Below are 12788 nucleotides of genomic sequence, written 5' to 3'. Positions count from 1 at the left end.
CGCGCTCATGAACGTTCCTCCGGATACGCCCGTGTCAGCAGATCGCGCTGCATATCGGCCAAAGTCACGCTGCCCCAGCATGCGGTCACCTGGATTCGCCCGCGCAGTGCCGGCGTCATATCGATCGTCAGGCCGGCGGTGAACACCGATGCCGTGGCCTGGGATGTGCCGCCCTCGTCCCGGTGCATCCACGCCGTCGCCGGGTCGGCAGCTGGCCGGCGCCCGATGGCGGGCCGCCGCAGCGGCTTCGACACCCCATCCAGCGTCACCACAATGCCTCCCGTACGGCGTTCGCCAGCGCCGCGATCTCGCGCGCGGCAGCGCCCCTGGGCGCCACTTCCCACACCAGCTTGCCGGCCGCTACGCAGTCGGCGAACGCGATGCGCTGCGCGATGTCGGCGTGCAGTGTCGGGAACGGCTGATCCGCCAGGGCGGCGCGCGCATCCCGGCCGATCACCGTGCCGACGACGCGCCGGTTGATCACGAAGGCCGCGCGCAAACCCGGCCGCAACACCTGTGCCGCCGCGATCAAGCGCACCATCTCCTGCGTCGCCCAGACGTCGTGGGCGCTGGGCTGCACCGGGATCAGCACCAGGTCGGCGGCCAGCAGCGCGGAGCGCGCGAGCGCCGCCACCCGCGGCGGCCCATCGATCACGACGAAGTCGGCCTGGGACGCGATCTGGGGCACCTCCTTGTGCAGGGTGTCCCGCGCCAGCCCGACGACCCCGTAGAGACGCCTCAGGCCCCGCTGGTGCCGACGCTGCGCCCAGTTCAGGGCCGAGCCCTGCGGGTCGGCGTCCAGCAGCACCACACGCCGCCCCCGGCAGGCCAGGTCGCCCGCTAGGTGCGTGGACAGCGTGGTCTTGCCGGCGCCGCCCTTGTGATTCAGAAGCGCGATGACCTTGCCCACCGCATTGGCCTGGGCGGCACCCAGGGCGGTCCGGTCTTCCAAGGGGCGGCTTTGCCGCGGCACGTCTTCGGCACTGCCCATCTGTTGAGCAGTGCAGGCGGCATCCCTTCTCCTATTCATCAAGTTAGCCTCTGTTATGGATAAAAGTTAAGAAGGGCCGGAATCGTTGCGGGGCGCGGCTTCCAGCAGGTTTGGCGCCGGTGATCTCCCGAGTCGCGCGCCGTCGATTTCCCGTGCCCGGCGCCGCCGATCTCCCGAGTCCGTCCCCACGCCATCCACAGCTTCATCCCAGGTTTCTGTGGATAACTCGTCGCACGCGTCTCGCCGGAAGGTGAGCCACTCTGCGGTGCCGATCCGCTCGACAACAAGTCGGTAGCCGGGCAGGGCCTGGCGCTGCGCGAGCGCGCGCAGGTGCAGCACGAAGTCGCGGTAGCGCTGCAGGCAACCGGACTTGGCATGGAGGTAGCGCAGCTCGAAGCGCCAGCCGTGGCGCTGCCGTCCGCCGTGCTTGCGTACCAGGCGGTACAGCCAGCGTTCGATGCCGCCGGTGAGCTGGAAGTAGGTGCGGTCCAGCGTGAGCACCAGCGCGTTGTCGATCACCCCGGAATAGAACCAGTCCGGCAGGATCAGCTCGATGCCGTCGCTGCGGCCATCCGGCCGCACGTGCTCGCGCCACTCGTTGATCCAGGAGAAGCGGTGCATGCGCCGGCCGGCCTGCCGGATGGAGGTCTGCACCGTGGTGGACTGCAGCCGATCCAGCGACGCGCGCAGCGCGAGGTACTCGGTGCGACCAGTACCACGCTGGGCGAAGCGCAGGATCTCGTAGGGGGTGGCCGCCACCAGGCGCGAGGTGGGCCGGCCTTCGTCCCGCGCCTGCACGATCTGGCTGGCTGCCCAGATCAGCACATCGGCATCCCAGATGGTCGCGATGCCATGCTCCGGCACACCTTCGACCGTGAGCGAGACGGCGCCGGCGTCGAAGCGGATCGGCACCACCCGACGCGACTTGGCCAGGCTGAAGAACGGATAGGCCATGAGGTCCTGCGCGTCGCGCGGCGCCATGTCTTCGATGGGCAGCGCGCGAAACAGCGTGAGCTGTTCGCGTTCGCCGGATGGTCTGGCCAAGATCTCGCCCTCCCGACCCGGTCAGCGGACGTCGTCGCGGACCGCATAGCCCGGATCGGAGGTCATGCCGAAGGTGTGGCTGTCGGCATACGCCAGCAGGTCAGTCCGCGCGTAGACCACCCGCGCGCCGAACTTGCGAAAGCGCGGCCCGCCACCCAGCACCCGTTGCTTCTCCAGCGTGCGCGGCGACAGGCGCAGCAGCGCCGCCGCTTCCGCGGTCGTCATGAATTCAGCGTCGGCCGAAGGTGCGGCATGAGCGGGCTGCGTCGCAGCCGCTGCCGCGGCACGCGGCGGAAAGGGGTGTGCGGTCGCCATGGAGGACTCCATCTGGGTGGAAGGGCCGCGATCCATCCGCAGCCCGATGGAGGCAGTCTCCGGAAATCCCCGGCACCTGCGCAGGGAGAGATTCAGCGCGCGGTTTCGTCTCCGGGGGCGGCAGCGTCTCCCGGGCGAAGGCCTGCCAGGTCCAGGTAGCCGCCGCGCATCAAACCCCGAGCCCGCGCCACCAGATGGCGCACCTGCGCGCGCAGCGTGCTGTCGGCATGCCACCCCGTTCGGACGGCCTCCAGGCCGAACAGCGCAATGGCGAGATCGCGATGCGACGCCCCCCACTGCATGGCGTCAAGCGCCTGCAAGGCGCGCAGGTGCAGCAGTGCGCTCCGGCTGGCCGGCAGGACGGCCGACGTCGGCGGCAGAACGCCTTGCAACAGCCTGGCAAGCCCCTGCCACCTCAGGAGCTGGCCGCGCAGACGCGGCGTCAGCGGCACCGTGCAGATGAAGGGTGCGCCGTCCGGCAACGCCCCATCGAGCAGGATGCGCGCATGCCACGGACCGACGGAGACGCTGAGGAGGGCATCGGCGGTGCCCGCCAGTTGCTTGCGGCCAGGGATGCGCCAAAGGTCAAAGCAGCGAGCACTTGTCTCCGGCGTGCTCGACGCGCGCACGTGCAATGCGTCATCGCCGTCGTTCAGCCACACCGGATGCGCATCCCGCGCGTCCAGTCGGGGGTCAGCGGCAACATCGCAGGCCCCAGCGGCGCAGCGGTTGACCTCGCCGCCAAGCCCTCCGATAGCCCGGGTGCCGACGCAAATACTCCCACGCCAGGTCGTGGCCGTCGAGGTCAAGGAGATAGAGGTAGGCGGCATTGGACTGCCAGGGTGCGTCGGCGCAAGGAAAGCTCATCACAGCGTGCTCCGCGAGGTACGTCTCGCAGGGTGCCATGCAAGCCCATCGTCCACGGGGCTTTGTCGGCCACAAGCCCGGAAGCGGCGCCCCGCGGAGCCATCGGCCCCAGCCTGTGGGATATCGGGCCCCCCAGGCCCCGAGGCAGTGAACCTTGACGCGCTCGGCAGGCAACTTCTACCCCTCGGAGCAAAGGCAATGGTTACAGCGCTCCCCCTTCATGCACACGAGTACTTGCAGTGCTGGAGGCGCCCATGATGGGCGCCGGCCAAATGAACGCGGCAGGACCCAAGCAGCCAGCCGGGCGTCTGCTTTCCCTCGCTCGGTCGCATCAACGCCACGCCCACGACCCCAGCGGCCGGCCCCACACGAAGTCAAGCGAAGGAGTCATCCCGTTGCGGCGCCTGGCAGCCCAGTGGCGGCCCGGCGGCAATGCATGACTGCCACCGGATCGCCGCCATCGTGCCCCACCCTCAGAAACGAAGCCATGCCGAGGGGGACGACCGCTGCGGCGCAGCAGAAGAGGGTGAGGCGCTGATGCCGATCCGGCCCTCGCCTAACTGCGTCCGTGGAACTTGTCCCAACGCCGGGCCTCGGCCGCTGCATGCCGCTTCATGCGGTACTCCGCCAGCTCGTTCGAGTCCAACAGGTAGAACAGCTTCTTCTTGGCGTCCGCCATCGTGGCAAACCGCTGCTTGCCGGGCTTGTCGTCCACCTGGATCAGATAGCCATCGCTGGCCCGCCGCACGATGAGCTCAAAGCCATCTTTGCGCATCCAATGATGCGAGGTGCTGTGCGGTCGCCAGTGCGGTGATTTCAAGAAAGTGCGCAGCCTGGCAAGTCGCCGCTCCCGCCGCTCCTTCGCCTCGCCCGCCTGACTGGTGGCAGTGAGGTTGTCGCAGCAATCGGTTCCGACATCCATCGTTCCCCACTGGGCGTGGAAGACAGAGAACACATAGCGCAGAGGCTGCCTACAGAGTTCGCACTCGCCGTTGAGGCCGCCGAGGTCATCTTCGCTGTACAACGTCCAGCCGACCTTTGGCGGCACCACACCGTGCTCGGCCGCATGGCAGCCCTTGCACAGCGTGCGGCATTCGGACAAGGGGTAATCCCACGGCCTGAAGCCCGGGATGTAGCCGACATGGTGAACCTGCAGCTTCGCACCATGGCTGGCCCGCGCGCCGCACGTGGTGCACGCATGTCCATCGGCCTCGATCACCTTGGCCCGGTACGCGGCCCATTCCTTGTTGCGGTAAAGCTTGCCCGTCATGGGGCGCGGGCGGCTGCCGCCACATCGAGACGGTAGAGGCCGCATTGGCTTTGCTGAACAGCGCGGACACAAAGCGACATGCGGACTCCCAAGCTGCGTTGAAGTACTCCAACGATAGACGATGGAGACGCTTTTGAAAGCCCTTCGTGGCGCGATGCGCGCGGCGATCGAACGCACGCGGGGAACATGACGGGGGCCTCATCGGCCAAGCCTTTACCGGATATCCCGCCCATGCTGCGGCAGCGCTTCGCGCAGCACGTCCACCTCGTGGTTGATCTGGTCGAGCAGCACCGACACGCGCTGTGCGGTGCGCTCCGCCGCGGCATTGATGATCGGAACCCGATTCAGCACCGTGACGTACAACTGCTCCAACAGGTTGATGGTTTCGCCGAAGCGAGGCGCCAGCCTCCTGAGCGAACGAATGAGCGCATAGCTCGGCACGTCTTGCACAACGATGCCATTGAGCACATCGAGGTCCTGACGCGTGGCCTCCAACTCTATTCCGGCTTGAAGCAGGATCTCAGAAGACAGCGGGCTTGTTGCCGGCTCGTCGGCGGCCTGACGCACCAGTGCGTCGAGGTCGGCCAGGTTCCGAGCCAAATGCTCGGCAATCGCCAAGGGTGCGGCCAACGCACGTGCGTGCGCATCGTCGGCCGCGCGCTGATGCGCCTTGAGGTTCTGCCGGTGCTGAACGAAAGCCACCACCACGGCGGCCACGATGGCAAGCACAGAACCCCACGCTTGCCACCAACTGGCGCATAGCGCGCTGTCGGTGGCGGTGTCGGTGAAACCTGCCCAGGTACAAAGAATCATCGTCGCGCATCCCCCGGTTCGATGGCTTGAACGATAGCCGCGCCGCCGCGCCGTCGTCGTGCACACTGAATGATTTCGGACGATCTGGCCCTATGCTGCGGTGTCGACGTCCGGAGGAGCTCGCATGACCGTCACGATGGACCAGTTCATGAGCTGGTCGCCCGCATGGCTCCAAGCCGGCGTGGCGGCCGTCACGATCTACGGCGGCTCGCGAATGCTGCGCAAGCAAGCCGAGGCCCAAAGGCAGCTCGAACTCCAGCGCGAGCGGCGCCAGGACATACGCCACCTCCAGGCAGCCGCGCAGGCCGCGGCAATTTCCCATTCGGTGTGGGACACGGCACGCCACATCGCTGAGCGTCAGGACCGTGTCGGCGCGCAATCCCTGCTCGCCACGGTGGACGATCTCAAGCAGCTTCTCACTGCCCTGCCCATCGCAGAGTTGAATCACCCCACGGGCATCACGATCCTGCACATGCAGATCACTTCGTGCGGGCAAATGGCCATCCTGGCCCGGGCGCTGGCCTCAGACAACCGCATCACCCAAGATTACTGGGGCCAAGTGGTCGAGATGGCGACCGCTACGGCGCGCGATGCGAAAGCTCTCGAGACGTGGGCATTGGAGCAGCTCGGCACACTGCGAATCAAGGAGGCCAAGGCTGAACGCGAGGCCGCGAAGTTGCGTTGATCGATCGCGCCGGGGCTGGGCATTGCGATCCGGCAGAGCCACGCCCCGCGCAAGATGCCCGCGCCGACCCAGCGGTGCCGTTGCGAGCCCGGGACGTGCATGGCGCGCAGCGACTGTGTTGGACTGCACGCCTGCGGACTCACATGTCTTGTGGACCAGCGAGTGCCCGTCGAAGAGCGCCACGACACGCCAATCTTCAGCCCAGGCCCGCGACGCGGTCACAGGCGCCCGGCGACTACGCCACGATGCGCCCCGCCCGACGCGCCTCATCCGCGTAGGCCGTGATGGACCTCGTCGGATGGAAGCCCAGATCACGCTCGACAGGCAGGCCCAGCGGACCACGCAACGCTCCGAGTTCCCGCAGGCTCACCCACCCCAGCTCGGGGCAGCCCCACCCCAGGTCGCACAGCCCGAAGGCACGGTCTACGTCATCGGGGTCGATTTCGGTCAACAGCCACGTCGCGCCTGCGTCGGGCGTGAACAGCTTGACCACCGGTATCGGATCGAACTGCCGTTCATCGCGGGACTGCCGGCCGTTCTCCAGCAGTTGCACACGTTGTTCTTCGGTGATGAGCGTCGTCATGATGAACCTCTTCATGGTTGCCGGGCAGGATTGCCCAGCGACCGCCGAGGCACGGCGCAGCGCCGCCGTCACAGGTTCCGCAGGACGGCCGCCAGGCCGCCAGCGTGCAAAGCACGCGCCGACCTTGACGGCCAGACCGCCGTGGCACGATGGGCGCCACAGCAAGCCAGCCTTTCCACAGCATCCTCCCGCAAGCGCAGCGCGCAGCGCCGCAAGGCGCGAAGGCGTCAGCGATCGGCGCCCGCCAGGGTCGAGACGCCCGGACACGCATGACCGGGTGGCTCGATGCGTCAGCACAAGAGCGCGGTGCGGCATCGCCGCAGACGCACAACCGCCGATCAAACACGCACACGCCTTTGTGAGAGCTCGATGAACCGATGCCCCGATGAGTCAACAAGCCGCCCCTACGCCTCTACGTTCTCAAGCCTTCACAGACTCGGGCCTCCTGCCTGATCCTGAAAGCCGCCAAGCCATAGAAGCGTCTTCACGCCGAATAGGACATGCTACCGGGACAAGAGATATCTCTCATCCGCGAGCCCGGCCTGGGTCCCGCCGAACAACAGCAAGGCGCCCCGCCGAAGCGGGGCGCCTTGCTGGACGGTCAGTCGACCTTGGTGCGCGTCCAGATCAGTTGGTGTGCACCGTCTTCGCCTTCGACTAGGCGGGCATAGATGGTGGACGGGAACGACGGGTCATCGAGCGTGACCGACAGGTAAGGCCGCTCCGCACGGCTGACCTTCTTCCAGGCCGCGCCGATCTCCAGCCCATTGCCGGCCACGATGCGGAAGTCCGGCGCGTTGTCGCTGCCCTTGTCATTGGGCACGATGCGGACCTTGACGTTCAGCGTGAGGGTGCGCACGGTGCCGGTGTAGCTGTTGCTCGAGGCGGTGAATTGGCCGATGGTGCTCATGGTGTTTCCTTTCGAGGTGGTGCCAGGTCCGCGCCCATCGCGGCCTTGTGCGGTGATCCGGCCGGCGCGGGTCGGGCGCGTCGCACCGGAGGCCGCAACGCAGTGGAGGACCGGCAGGCCCGGCAAATTTGCCTCGCGAGGAATGCGCGCAGCGCAGGGGAAATTTGTTGGGCAGGCCGGTTGCGGCGATCAAGCCCGAGGCGGGCTGAAGCGCAGCAGAGCGAAGCGCAGGCCTGCCGTGCCCACGCCAGGATTCACGCTCAAAGACAAGGCCGGGGGAGCGGACCGTCACTCGCAAGGAATCCAGGGCGCAGGCCACACCCGCAGAGCCAGCACATTCGGCGCAGGGGCAAGACCCGGACAGCACAGTCGACATCGTGTCCTGGGCGGAGCGACGCGCAACACCGCATTCGTCGACGGCAAGACGTGCCCGAGACGCTCCAGGGAGGCGCGGCCCACGTCAACCTGGTTGCGCCCATCCCCCGCTCGGCCGCCTGCTTCTGCCTGCATGACTCATGGCGACGCGCCAACCGCCGGCCCCAGTCGCCCGCCGCCAATGCGCCCGCCAAGGTTCTACGCCGCGCGTAAGGCGAGGGACGATGACGCGCCCGCTGGCATGCAGGGGGCACCGCTTCCGGGCAGGCGCCGGACCTGCAGGCCAAGGCCTCGAGGCGCATATCCGCGCCGCCCGGAGCAGGCGGCGCGTCATCGGCCGTCGCCGCCGATCAGCGTGGTGCAGCCGCCATCGCCTCCAACTGGGCAATCACGCCAGGCTCGACGAAGACACACGCCTGCCCATCGGTGATGGACACATTGAAAAGGCGCTTGAACACCTCCCTTCTGAGATGTGCAAGACGCCCTGTCCGATAGGCTTGTTCAGGCCTGAGCGTCGCGATACCTGCCGATACGCCACTGCGCTCGGGATCACACTCGACCAGCGCGACGAAGCCGTCTTCGAACAGCGCTTGATGCTCGGCGCACAGGCCCCAGCCCGTCGTCGTATGACGCGCCAGGTTCGGCCGCAGGCGCTTGTCCAGCAGCAGGTTGCCGGTATCGAAAGTCAGGCCACAGACAAGGCACGACTTCTGCTCCAGCGACACGTAAGATTTTTCGTCCATGAGGATCTCCGGTTGTGCGGGCGGGATTGCCCGGGACCGTGATCCGCACGGCGCAGCGCAGGGGGTCAGGGGCCGAAGGCGGCCGTCCGGCCGCAAGCGCCAGCGGCGCGCCGCCCTTGACGACCGAGCACGCCGTGACAGGATGAAGGGAGCAGCAAGCCCTTCCCCGTCAAGCACGACATCACCTTCCCGAGGGCCCTGTGCCATAGAGCCCCAGGAGACGCGGTGAGCCGCAGGAGGGGCCGCCCCCTCCGCTCACAGCAGGCCGCGCTCGGCAAACGACAGCACCGTGGGACCGGCAACGATCAGGTGATCGAGGACCCGGACATCCACCAGCGCCAGCGCCTCCTTGAGATTCCGCGTCAAGACCTCGTCGGCCCGCGACGGCTCCGCCGTACCCGATGGATGGTTGTGAACCAGCAGCAATGCCGCCGAGTTCCGCGCCAACGCCTCCTTGACGATCTCGCGCGGATACACCGACGTCTGGTTCACCGTGCCCCGGAACATCTCGACGTAATCCAGCACCCGATGTTGCGCATCCAGGTGAATCACGGCGAACACCTCATGCGGCAGTACACCCAGACGCAGCTTCAAGAACTCCCGCACGGCGGCCGGCGAGTCCATCACGTCAGAGCCCCGCACGTGACCCGCCAGCACCTGCTGCGCCGCGAGAAGCAGTTCATCGGCCGTTGCCGGTCGGTACTCGCCAGAACGATCCTGGACCAGTAGCGAAGCAGCGGGTGCAGAACCAAGGTGATCGAGGGAAGAGAACAGATCGTGCGCCATGACGGCCTCCAGTGACCGGGCGGAATTGCCCGGGACCGGAACCGGCACACCGCAGCGCAGCGGTCACAGGTTCGAAGACGGCCGTGAGGCCGCCAGCGTGCGCAGCACGCGCCGACCTTGACCGCGAGAACGGTGTGCAAGGATGAAGGGAACCAGCAAGCCAGCCCCCCCTCCACCCCCTGTCCAAGGGCAAGCGGAGCGCGCAGGCCGTCGCACGGCGGCGGCCGTAGGCGTGAGGGATCGAAGCCGGGAGGCCGGGACGCCATCGTCGGCCCGGGGCAAAGCCCGCAGAGCCGGACGGCAGGAACTGCCGGCACGCGCAGGCTTGGCAACGCACCCGATCGCACACCTTGCAGGGGTCGCCGCCTTGCGAGCGACAGGTCGAAGCCTTCAGCCGCCGACAGATAGCAAGGGAAGGTTCCGTCCGCACCGACCTCCAGCACGCCGGCTCCGTCGAGATGCCCTTGCGCATCCTGGCCGGGTTGTGCTGCTCACCGCGCTTCGCGACTTCCAGCGCGTGACCGAAGAATCGGCGCACGGGAACAGGGAGCTCCAGCAGATCTTTCTCGCTGCCGTCTCCACCCATCGCAGCCGCCGTTCGATGGTTGTCGCCTGGGTCTCTCGCTAGCACTCAAGCTGTTTCGAATAGTGCGAATGGTGCGTCTATTTCGATTTAAACTCGACGACGTCGCTCGTAGAAAGGATGCACCATGACTCAGATACTCGACCCCGCTACTGAAATGGAGGCGGAAATGGCGGGTGCTGCGACAGCATGTCTCGTGGCGGCCTTGGATCATTCCAAGTCGAAGGCCGTCAAAGTGACGATCGAAATCGATGAGGAAACAGGCGGCGAAGCGCCCGTTTTGCTTGTGCCTCCGCGCGCCCTGCGCTTCTTTGCCGACGTGTTGCGTCAGATGGCCAAGCGTGAGCCGATGATGCTGGTCCCACAGAAGCTGGAGCTCACGACGCAGCAGGCCGCGGCGCTCCTCAATGTGTCCCGCCCCTTTGTCATCCGGGAGATCGAAGCGGGCCGGTTGAAGTGTCGGCTGATCAACCGCCATCGCCGCATCGAGTTCGAGGAGTTGATGCGATACAAGGAGGAGCAAAAGCAACGGTCCGCGGGCGCCCTCAAACAACTCAACGACCTCTCTCAAGAGATGGGCGAGGAGCTGTGAGTGGCAGGGAGCGCGCGGTACACGGCGGTACTCGACGCCAACGTGCTGTACCCGGCGTTGCTGCGCGATGTGCTCCTGAGCTTGGCCAACGCCGATCTCTACAGTGCCAAGTGGTCTGCCCACATCCGAGACGAATGGACGCGCAGTTTGCTGCGGGACCGGCCCGGCATGGACCACAAGGTCACGGCGGCGGCGCACGCCATGGAGGAGGCCATTCCAGATTGCCTGGTTTCCGGCTACGAACACCTGATCGCGGGGCTCGAACTTCCAGACCCTGACGACCGCCATGTGCTGGCGGCTGCGATTGCAGGTCACGCGGACGCCATCGTGACGTGGAACGGGAAGGACTTCCCCAACGAAATCCTGGACCCATTCGGCATTGAGGTCCAGACGCCCGACGAATTCGTGCTCAATCAACTGATGCTCGAGAAAATGACCGCGCTTGCCGCACTCAAGCGCATGCGCGAGCGCTGGGCAAGGCCACAGTACGACGCCGCGGCCTTGATCGCCCTCTTCGAAAAGCGCGGCCTGCCTCAGACCGCCGCGCACCTGCGAGATATGGCGGCCCTGATTTAGAAAAGCAGGCACGCACTCGCCACTCGGAAAACAGCGATTCGGCGGCCCAGCCGGTGGGTCAATGCGTCCTGCCTAGACGACTCCGTGAAGGTCCAAAAGACCATTCATGCCGTTGCGCGTGCTGAAGCGGCGCGGCCCACCGGCTGAAGGTCAGATGCGACAACTATTCTGACGTGGCAGATTAGGCCCAAAGAATATCTGGTGCAATGAGAGCCCGCCGAAGGTCCCCGCTCAATAGCCCCGTCATTCAGAGTACGCGGCAAGAAGCGCCTGAACCTTCTTGACACCTCCAGGGGACGCGCAGCACTCGTCTGGCGAGATGCCACCCAGCAGGGGGTGAGGACGCTCTAGCCAGGCCTTCGCATCGTCGCCCATAAGGCGTGTCGCCGTAGCGAAGACCGACCTGTCGGCTGACGCCATCGAAGGCTTCTGAACGTGTCGGCTGGCCGGCTTCGCGTCAAAGTGCTTGTAGCCTCGAAGTGCAGCGGCCCCCTGCTCTATCGTGAAGCCAGCGGCCCTCAGCTTACGTGCATAGGCATCCGCAAGAACCTCAAGTTCAATCTTCCTCATCCGCTTCTGTTCGCGTTCCAGATCCCCCTTTTCCTTGGTTAACTGCCGGATCCGTGCTTCCAAGAAAGCGAGACTTTTGTTGGCGCTGATCAAAATAGTCCTCCAGTAATGAGTGCGTGCAAGTCAGTTCGCGGACTTGGAGCGCGCTTGCTCGTTCTATCACCCACAGCACGCAGTTGACACGTGCCGGCCCCCTGCTGCTCAAACAGGTTTCACGCATCCTTTCAGCGCCAAACCGGCACCCGCCGAGATATACCTCGCGCATGCAACTCACGCAGCGAAGACCACTTCCACCCACCCGCACGGCCGGAGAGTCAGGTAGGCGCAATGGCTGACCGCTATTTTGGGACCGTCCCGAATGGGTCGCGTCGGCGTTTCATTGTTGTTCGAAGGAGACCCAGTGCCTGTCCACACCTCAGTCAAAGGCTACCAAACGGCCGCGAAGACCTATGCCGGCGGGCGACCCGGCTATCCGCCTGAAGCGGCTGAATGGCTCCGAGACGTGGTCGGCTTCGGTCCTGGGCGCACGACCTTGGAACTCGGTGCGGGCACAGAAAGTTCATTCCCGTACTGCGTCAATGTGGCGGAAACATCGTGGCCGTCGAGCCTATCGACGCCATGCGCCTTGAACTCCTCGAAAGTTTTCCGGACATACTGGCTTTGTCGGGCTCTGCCGAGTCGATTCCCTTGCCGGACGCATCGATGAGCGCGGTGGTGTGCGCGCAGGCCTTCATGTTGTCGTAGATGCCTCGCCGGGCCACGCCGCCGAGCGCTGCAAACGACCGCGTGTGGGCGTCGAACAGCATCTCGTGGCCCTGGCTGAGATAGGCCACCAGCCAGAACGCCCGCGAGGCACACAGCTTCATGTGCGCCACCTGCACGCGGTAGTAGATGCCGCCCACCCCCAGCCTTCCTCGCTCCAGTCGAACTTGTCAAGGGCATTTCAATTTTCCCCACCCATGGCAATCTAAATTTCCCCACCCGGTTGTTAACCCTCGTTGTCGTTGGTTCGGATGAGGCCGGCCTTGAGTTTGTCTTTCAGCCGGTACGAGTTGCCCCGTATGTTCAGCGTCACTGCGTGGTGC

At 66.0% G+C, this 12788-nt stretch carries 16 protein-coding genes and 2 pseudogenes; 4 read left to right on the top strand and 14 right to left on the bottom strand.

Annotated features, from left to right (window positions below; genetic code table 11):
* Positions 1–5 precede the first annotated feature (5 nt).
* From ABIC63_RS13730 to ABIC63_RS13695, 8 genes and pseudogenes are all read right to left on the bottom strand, one after another.
* Complete coding sequence (locus ABIC63_RS13730) at positions 6–272, bottom strand: chromosome partitioning protein ParB (RefSeq protein ID WP_354320133.1); 267 nt, start codon at positions 270–272, stop codon at positions 6–8.
* Positions 266–952 carry a ParA family partition ATPase gene (gene parA / locus ABIC63_RS13725; protein WP_354320132.1) on the bottom strand — a complete coding sequence of 229 codons (687 nt, stop codon included), beginning with the start codon at positions 950–952 and terminating at the stop codon, positions 266–268. The genes ABIC63_RS13730 and parA overlap by 7 nt, the downstream gene beginning before the upstream one ends.
* A gap of 282 nt (positions 953–1234) precedes the next feature.
* Positions 1235–2035, bottom strand: a pseudogene (locus ABIC63_RS13720) (replication initiator protein A); the annotation flags it as partial.
* A 21-nt stretch (positions 2036–2056) separates the two neighbouring features.
* Entirely contained in the window at positions 2057–2350 is a 294-nt protein-coding gene (locus tag ABIC63_RS13715; protein WP_354320130.1) for a helix-turn-helix domain-containing protein, read from the bottom strand.
* 92 nt (positions 2351–2442) lie between these two features.
* The gene (locus ABIC63_RS13710; RefSeq protein WP_354320129.1) at positions 2443–3012 is read right to left on the bottom strand and encodes a DUF2285 domain-containing protein; all 570 of its coding nucleotides are present in this window, start codon (positions 3010–3012) and stop codon (positions 2443–2445) included.
* Positions 3013–3043: 31 nt separating this feature from the next.
* A complete protein-coding gene (locus ABIC63_RS13705) occupies positions 3044–3217 on the bottom strand; it encodes a transcriptional regulator domain-containing protein (RefSeq protein ID WP_354320128.1) in 174 nt (57 codons plus the stop codon).
* Between the two features lie 556 nt (positions 3218–3773).
* Positions 3774–4487 carry an HNH endonuclease gene (locus tag ABIC63_RS13700; RefSeq protein WP_354320127.1) on the bottom strand — a complete coding sequence of 238 codons (714 nt, stop codon included), beginning with the start codon at positions 4485–4487 and terminating at the stop codon, positions 3774–3776.
* A gap of 213 nt (positions 4488–4700) precedes the next feature.
* A complete protein-coding gene (locus ABIC63_RS13695; protein WP_354320126.1) occupies positions 4701–5300 on the bottom strand; it encodes a hypothetical protein in 600 nt (199 codons plus the stop codon).
* Positions 5301–5424: 124 nt separating this feature from the next.
* Here ABIC63_RS13695 and ABIC63_RS13690 point away from each other — a divergent pair, with 124 nt between their 5' ends.
* A complete protein-coding gene (locus ABIC63_RS13690; RefSeq protein WP_354320125.1) occupies positions 5425–5985 on the top strand; it encodes a hypothetical protein in 561 nt (186 codons plus the stop codon).
* 235 nt (positions 5986–6220) lie between these two features.
* Here the strand turns inward: ABIC63_RS13690 and ABIC63_RS13685 are convergent, their stop codons facing one another.
* From ABIC63_RS13685 to radC, 4 genes are all read right to left on the bottom strand, one after another.
* The gene (locus ABIC63_RS13685) at positions 6221–6571 is read right to left on the bottom strand and encodes a DUF2958 domain-containing protein (RefSeq protein ID WP_354320348.1); all 351 of its coding nucleotides are present in this window, start codon (positions 6569–6571) and stop codon (positions 6221–6223) included.
* Between the two features lie 598 nt (positions 6572–7169).
* Positions 7170–7478 carry a DUF736 domain-containing protein gene (locus ABIC63_RS13680; RefSeq protein WP_354320124.1) on the bottom strand — a complete coding sequence of 103 codons (309 nt, stop codon included), beginning with the start codon at positions 7476–7478 and terminating at the stop codon, positions 7170–7172.
* A 725-nt stretch (positions 7479–8203) separates the two neighbouring features.
* Positions 8204–8596 (bottom strand): ATPase, encoded by a 393-nt coding sequence (locus ABIC63_RS13675; RefSeq protein ID WP_354320123.1) that lies wholly within the window; start codon positions 8594–8596, stop codon positions 8204–8206.
* 255 nt (positions 8597–8851) lie between these two features.
* Complete coding sequence (radC, locus tag ABIC63_RS13670; RefSeq protein ID WP_354320122.1) at positions 8852–9382, bottom strand: RadC family protein; 531 nt, start codon at positions 9380–9382, stop codon at positions 8852–8854.
* Positions 9383–10092: 710 nt separating this feature from the next.
* On the opposite strand from radC, the gene ABIC63_RS13665 reads away from it, so the two are divergent.
* On the top strand, positions 10093–10557 hold the full coding sequence (locus ABIC63_RS13665; RefSeq protein WP_234195428.1) for a helix-turn-helix domain-containing protein: 465 nt from the start codon (positions 10093–10095) through the stop codon (positions 10555–10557).
* Positions 10558–11133 carry a PIN domain-containing protein gene (locus tag ABIC63_RS13660; protein ID WP_354320121.1) on the top strand — a complete coding sequence of 192 codons (576 nt, stop codon included), beginning with the start codon at positions 10558–10560 and terminating at the stop codon, positions 11131–11133.
* Between the two features lie 243 nt (positions 11134–11376).
* Here the strand turns inward: ABIC63_RS13660 and ABIC63_RS13655 are convergent, their stop codons facing one another.
* A complete protein-coding gene (locus ABIC63_RS13655) occupies positions 11377–11796 on the bottom strand; it encodes an MbcA/ParS/Xre antitoxin family protein (protein ID WP_354320120.1) in 420 nt (139 codons plus the stop codon).
* A gap of 396 nt (positions 11797–12192) precedes the next feature.
* Between ABIC63_RS13655 and ABIC63_RS13650 the strand changes: the two genes are divergently transcribed.
* Positions 12193–12447: a methyltransferase domain-containing protein gene (locus ABIC63_RS13650; protein ID WP_354320119.1), complete on the top strand. Its 255-nt coding sequence runs from the start codon at positions 12193–12195 to the stop codon at positions 12445–12447.
* On the opposite strand, the pseudogene ABIC63_RS13645 reads toward ABIC63_RS13650, so the two are convergent.
* Positions 12432–12634, bottom strand: a pseudogene (locus ABIC63_RS13645) (IS21 family transposase); the annotation flags it as partial. The gene ABIC63_RS13650 and the pseudogene ABIC63_RS13645 overlap by 16 nt on opposite strands.
* Between the last annotated feature and the right edge of the window lie 154 nt (positions 12635–12788).

The organism is Pseudacidovorax sp. 1753 (assembly GCF_040544975.1).
Taxonomy (GTDB): Bacteria; Pseudomonadota; Gammaproteobacteria; order Burkholderiales; family Burkholderiaceae_C; genus Xenophilus.
This window is presented reverse-complemented; position numbering and strand designations above follow the sequence as displayed.

Coding starts and splice junctions, on each gene's coding strand:
- ABIC63_RS13715 (WP_354320130.1), bottom strand. CDS start 2,350: ATGGCGACCGCACACCCCTTTCCGCCGCGTGCCGCGGCAGCGGCTGCG.
- ABIC63_RS13675 (WP_354320123.1), bottom strand. CDS start 8,596: ATGGACGAAAAATCTTACGTGTCGCTGGAGCAGAAGTCGTGCCTTGTC.
- radC (WP_354320122.1), bottom strand. CDS start 9,382: ATGGCGCACGATCTGTTCTCTTCCCTCGATCACCTTGGTTCTGCACCC.
- ABIC63_RS13695 (WP_354320126.1), bottom strand. CDS start 5,300: ATGATTCTTTGTACCTGGGCAGGTTTCACCGACACCGCCACCGACAGC.
- ABIC63_RS13705 (WP_354320128.1), bottom strand. CDS start 3,217: ATGAGCTTTCCTTGCGCCGACGCACCCTGGCAGTCCAATGCCGCCTAC.
- ABIC63_RS13665 (WP_234195428.1), top strand. CDS start 10,093: ATGACTCAGATACTCGACCCCGCTACTGAAATGGAGGCGGAAATGGCG.
- ABIC63_RS13690 (WP_354320125.1), top strand. CDS start 5,425: ATGACCGTCACGATGGACCAGTTCATGAGCTGGTCGCCCGCATGGCTC.
- ABIC63_RS13650 (WP_354320119.1), top strand. CDS start 12,193: ATGGCTCCGAGACGTGGTCGGCTTCGGTCCTGGGCGCACGACCTTGGA.
- ABIC63_RS13680 (WP_354320124.1), bottom strand. CDS start 7,478: ATGAGCACCATCGGCCAATTCACCGCCTCGAGCAACAGCTACACCGGC.
- ABIC63_RS13700 (WP_354320127.1), bottom strand. CDS start 4,487: ATGACGGGCAAGCTTTACCGCAACAAGGAATGGGCCGCGTACCGGGCC.